The organism is Pedobacter sp. UBA5917, assembly GCF_002432345.1.
Lineage (GTDB): Bacteria > Bacteroidota > Bacteroidia > Sphingobacteriales > Sphingobacteriaceae > Pedobacter.
This window is the reverse complement of sequence record NZ_DJDT01000263.1, coordinates 1-4,640: the sequence shown is the minus strand read 5'-3', so window position 1 is coordinate 4,640 and position 4,640 is coordinate 1. Positions and strand designations below refer to the sequence as shown.

The following is a 4,640-nucleotide window of genomic DNA, read 5'->3' as shown; positions in this document are numbered from 1 at the left end:
ATCAAATTGAATATGTAAAATCAAAAGGAGCTATAAACGGTCCGAAAAAAGTATTGGTAATTGGCGCTTCAACCGGTTTTGGTTTAGCTTCACGTATTGCTGCTGCTTACGGATCTGATGCTGCTACCATTGGCGTATTTTTCGAAAAAGCACCTTCTGAGGGCAAAACTGCTTCACCGGGCTGGTACAACAGTGCCGCTTTTGAAAAAGAAGCACATGCAGCCGGTTTATATGCAAAAAGCATTAACGGCGATGCCTTCTCAAAAGAAATCAAAGAAAAAACCATCCAATTGATCAAAGCCGATCTTGGCCAGGTTGATCTGGTAATCTATAGCTTGGCTTCTCCGGTAAGAAAACACCCTGATACCGAAGTATTGCACCGTTCTACCTTAAAACCGATCGGTGGTACATATACCAATAAAACAGTCGATTTCCATACTGGTAACGTGACCGAAATTTCTATCGAGCCCGCTACCCAAGAGGATATTGAAAATACAGTTGCAGTAATGGGTGGCGAAGATTGGGCCATGTGGATTGATGCACTTAAAGCAGAGAACTTACTTGCCGAAGGAGCAACTACAGTAGCTTATTCGTACATCGGCCCTGCTTTAACCGAACCGGTATACCGCAAAGGAACCATTGGCAGAGCAAAAGATGATTTAGAGGCAACAGCTTTTAAAATCGGCGATAAACTAAAAGATATCGACGGTAAGGCTTACGTTTCGGTTAACAAAGCGTTGGTTACACAGGCAAGCTCGGCTATTCCGGTAATTCCGTTGTATATTTCATTATTATACAAAGTAATGAAAGCCGAAGGCGTACACGAAGGTACCATCGAGCAGATCCAGCGTTTATATGCAGATCGCTTATTTACCGGTGGTGAAGTTCCTGTTGATGAAAAAGGGAGAATCAGGATCGATGATTGGGAAATGCGCGAAGATATCCAGGCAAAAGTTGCAGAGCTTTGGAAAGAAGCCACAACCGAAACTTTACCGGCAATTGGCGACTTACCAGGTTACAGATCTGATTTCTTAAGCCTCTTCGGTTTCGAAATTGATAAAGTGGATTATCAGAAAGATGCCCAGGAAGTTGTAGAAATAGAAGGTTTGGTAAACTAAACTCAATATCAATTACCTTAATAATCCACAAACGGCTGGCCATATAGCCGGCCGTTTTTATACCTAAATAAAATGAAATTCGATTTACAACCCACATTAGAAAACGATTTAATTAAAGTAGTTCCGTTAAAGGAGGAAGATTTTGAAGCACTTTTTGAAGTTGCTTCCGATCCATTAATCTGGGAACAACATCCTAATAAAGACCGTTACAAAAGAGAAGTTTTCGAGAATTTCTTTAAAGGTGCAATCGAATCGAATGGTGCTTTTATCGTTTACGAAAAAGAAACAAATAAAATAGTGGGCAGCTCAAGGTATTACGAACTCGATGAGGAGAATAGTTCAGTTGCGGTAGGTTATACCTTTATTGCACGCGAGTTTTGGGGCAAAGGGCATAACAGGGCTTTAAAAAACCTAATGCTCGATTATGCCTTCCAGTTTGTAGATAAAGTGATCTTGCATATCGGCGCAACCAATTTCCGTTCGCAAAAAGCCACAGAAAAACTGGGCGCTGTTAAAATCTCCGAAATTGAAGTGGCCTACTACGGCGAACCCGTAAAATGGAATTTCGTTTACCAGATTGATAAAGCAAAGTGGGTAGGTTAAGCTCTCCCAAGCCGTCATTTCGAGCGGAGTGCAACTTGTACCGATTTTACATCGGTAACGTAGTCGAGAACCACGAAGTGCTCAGCGAAGCTAAATCTGTCTCGAGATAGATCTCTCCCCGCCTGTACGGGCAGGCACTCCACTACGTTTCGGTCGAGATGAAGTAATTAAAAAACTCCGCGCATATATGCCAAACCCTCTATCTGTATTCATCCTCCATATCTGTGGTAAAAACAAATAAAGAAATTTCCATATTAATCCGTGCATCCGTGGCTAAAATACAGCACCTTAATGCACTACCCAACCGAATAAAATCGTATTTATCCTTTAGTATTGTTATATTTGTATAATTCTCCATTCCACTCACCTTTCAAAACAAAACAATTAAATAATATATGGCTAAATCTCAGGCAACATACAGTAAAAAAGAGAACGAAAAAAAACGGTTAAAAAAGAAAAACGACAAACAAGAGAAAAAAGAGGAACGTCAGGCAAATGCTAAAAAAGGCTTATCGCTTGAAGACATGATGGCTTACGTTGACGAAAACGGAAACATCTCTTCAACTCCACCAGATCCGAAAAAGAAAATTGTGATCAATACAGAAGATATCCAGATCGGTATTTCAAGACAGGAAGACATCATCGACGAAAATCCAGTTAAAAAAGGAACAGTTACTTTCTTTAATGATAGTAAAGGTTACGGTTTCATTAAAAATACCGAAACTCAGGATAGTATCTTCGTACACGTTAACGGTTTAACAACCCAGATTAAAGAAGGCGATAAAGTTACCTTCGAGGTAGAAATGGGCCAAAAAGGACCAACCGCTGTTAAAGTTTCAAAGGTTTAATTACCTTCATCCAATTCTTTTTGCAGTTCCAAACTGCAAAATATGATTAAAATTGAGCAGAAAACTCTGCTGCGCTTGGTTTTATAACCATATATAATTCCGTCTATTTAAGCATAAAACCTTGCGCATAATTTTCTTCATCAGCTCATTTTCTGATATATTTGAGTATGAAAATGAAGCACAATCATAAGCAAAAGAAAATCGATTTATTGAGAATGGAAATTATGGAATCTATGCTTGCTTCATTTAAAATTGAAGGAATTTCTATCGCTCATGATTTAGCTGTTTCTACTTTAAAAAAGATAGAATTTAATCTAAAAAATAAATAAACCCATAGTTAATGGTTACATTACAGAGTTGTAATTGACCTTTTCCAAAGTAGTCGTCACCCTGAATTCATTTCAGGGTCTTCCATGCTAAAAAGATGCTGAACTGAATTCAGCATGACGAATCCTTCCGGCTAGAGGTTTTACAAAAGCAATATCTTCATTAAATAATTATCGAACTCAATCTAAAAACAAGGTTTAATATATTCTCTCAATCGTGAGGGTTCTATTTGACATCCAAAATTCCTTTCAATTTATTTTTTGCAATAGCGATGTTAAATTAATTGCGCTGTAACTAAACAACATACGCTCATTATGTAACAAAACTGTAGCATTTACTTGCACACTATCGTTTATGAAATAAAAAAATTATTAATTCCGGTGTGGAATTTGTGCATGGTTTACATCATTACAGTACACACAAAGAAAAATACATTATGAAAAAGTTAATAGCATTTGCACTGGTTGCAGTTTTAGGATTATCAACAGCGATGGCCCAACAAGTAGATTTACGTAGAAAAATCAATGTAAGCGGAACCGCCGAAACAGAAGTTACCCCCGATATTATCTACATCGGTATTTCGCTTAAAGAGTACTTAAACGGAAAGAAAAAAACAGACATTACCGAATTGGAAAAACAATTGTTTGCCGCAGTACAAAAAGCAGGCATTGCAAAAGAAAACTTAACCATCAGCAATTTAAGCAGCTGGAATTACGAAACAGAGAAAAAGAAAAATCCTGATTTTCTGGCCAGCAAACAGTACCGTTTAAAAGTAAACGACCTGAACAAATTCAATGCAATATTAGAAGCAATTGACGCAAAAGGAATTGCCAATACCAATATCGAAAGTTACGATTACTCTAAAATTGAAACCCTGAAAAAAGACCTTAAAATTAAAGCTTTATTAGCTGCAAAAGAGAAAGCAGCCTACATGGTTGAAGCCTTAGGCGATAAATTGGGTGCCGTAATTGAGATACAGGATGGTGGAGACAATGTAATACAACCGGTTTACAGAAATTTCGCAATGAAAGCTGAAATGGCCGATGCTGGTAGCGCTCCAGAGATCGATTTCAAAAAAATCAAATTGAATTTTACGGTTAATGCCGTTTTCGAGATCAAATAAAAATTTTAACGTTTAAATTAATGCTTTTTAGAACCTACCAGAACATTTTGGTAGGTTTTTTGTTAGCTAGAGGTCGAAACACTAAAAAATTGGATATTATGAAAAAATTCATCTACACGTTAGCCTTGATTTTCTCTTTGGGCATTAGTTTTAATTCAGTACAGGCTGCTGATAAACCTGCGAAAAACACAACGGAATTAACCGCAGAGCAGGCGGTAAAACTAGAAAGAATTAAAACCCGTGTTGAAGAAATCAGGGACATGGACAAATCGAACTTAACCAGAGCAGAACGTAAAGCTTTACGTAGCGAGTTAAGGGAATTAAAAAGTCAGGCCCGTGCAGTTTCTGGAGGTGTTTACCTTTCAGTTGGTGCAATTATCATCATCATTTTATTATTGATCTTGATTTTATAAGCAAAAAACTCATCTATCTATAAAAACAAAAAGCTTTGCATCACTGCAAAGCTTTTTTTAATGCTTCCTTACGAAGTTAGCATAGGCCATGAGGATGGCAAACTTCGTAAGTTTTAACAAGGAAGTTAGCCCAGGCCAGGAGGATGGCAAACTTCGTAAGTCTTAAAAACAAAGTATTTCGGTATTTATTCTTCAAACCAACACGACG

At 37.6% G+C, this 4,640-nt stretch carries 6 protein-coding genes; all 6 read left to right on the top strand.

All coding sequences use genetic code 11. From position 1 onward, the window contains the following. On the top strand, positions 1-1,118 hold a 1,118-nt coding region (fabV, locus tag B2V92_RS17840; RefSeq protein WP_293310701.1), incomplete at its 5' end, for an enoyl-ACP reductase FabV. Between the two features lie 72 nt (positions 1,119-1,190). Beyond that, complete coding sequence (locus B2V92_RS17835) at positions 1,191-1,721, top strand: GNAT family N-acetyltransferase (protein ID WP_293310699.1); 531 nt, start codon at positions 1,191-1,193, stop codon at positions 1,719-1,721. Positions 1,722-2,116: 395 nt separating this feature from the next. Beyond that, positions 2,117-2,569, top strand: coding sequence for a cold-shock protein (locus tag B2V92_RS17830; RefSeq protein WP_293310697.1), 453 nt, complete (start codon positions 2,117-2,119; stop codon positions 2,567-2,569). 173 nt (positions 2,570-2,742) lie between these two features. Beyond that, entirely contained in the window at positions 2,743-2,898 is a 156-nt protein-coding gene (locus tag B2V92_RS17825) for a hypothetical protein (protein ID WP_293310695.1), read from the top strand. A 434-nt stretch (positions 2,899-3,332) separates the two neighbouring features. Next, positions 3,333-4,019: an SIMPL domain-containing protein gene (locus B2V92_RS17820; protein ID WP_293310693.1), complete on the top strand. Its 687-nt coding sequence runs from the start codon at positions 3,333-3,335 to the stop codon at positions 4,017-4,019. A gap of 98 nt (positions 4,020-4,117) precedes the next feature. Further along, a complete protein-coding gene (locus B2V92_RS17815; RefSeq protein ID WP_113950014.1) occupies positions 4,118-4,432 on the top strand; it encodes a hypothetical protein in 315 nt (104 codons plus the stop codon). Positions 4,433-4,640: the final 208 nt, after the last annotated feature.

Coding starts and splice junctions, on each gene's coding strand:
- B2V92_RS17835 (WP_293310699.1), top strand. CDS start 1,191: ATGAAATTCGATTTACAACCCACATTAGAAAACGATTTAATTAAAGTA.
- B2V92_RS17815 (WP_113950014.1), top strand. CDS start 4,118: ATGAAAAAATTCATCTACACGTTAGCCTTGATTTTCTCTTTGGGCATT.
- B2V92_RS17825 (WP_293310695.1), top strand. CDS start 2,743: ATGAAGCACAATCATAAGCAAAAGAAAATCGATTTATTGAGAATGGAA.
- B2V92_RS17820 (WP_293310693.1), top strand. CDS start 3,333: ATGAAAAAGTTAATAGCATTTGCACTGGTTGCAGTTTTAGGATTATCA.
- B2V92_RS17830 (WP_293310697.1), top strand. CDS start 2,117: ATGGCTAAATCTCAGGCAACATACAGTAAAAAAGAGAACGAAAAAAAA.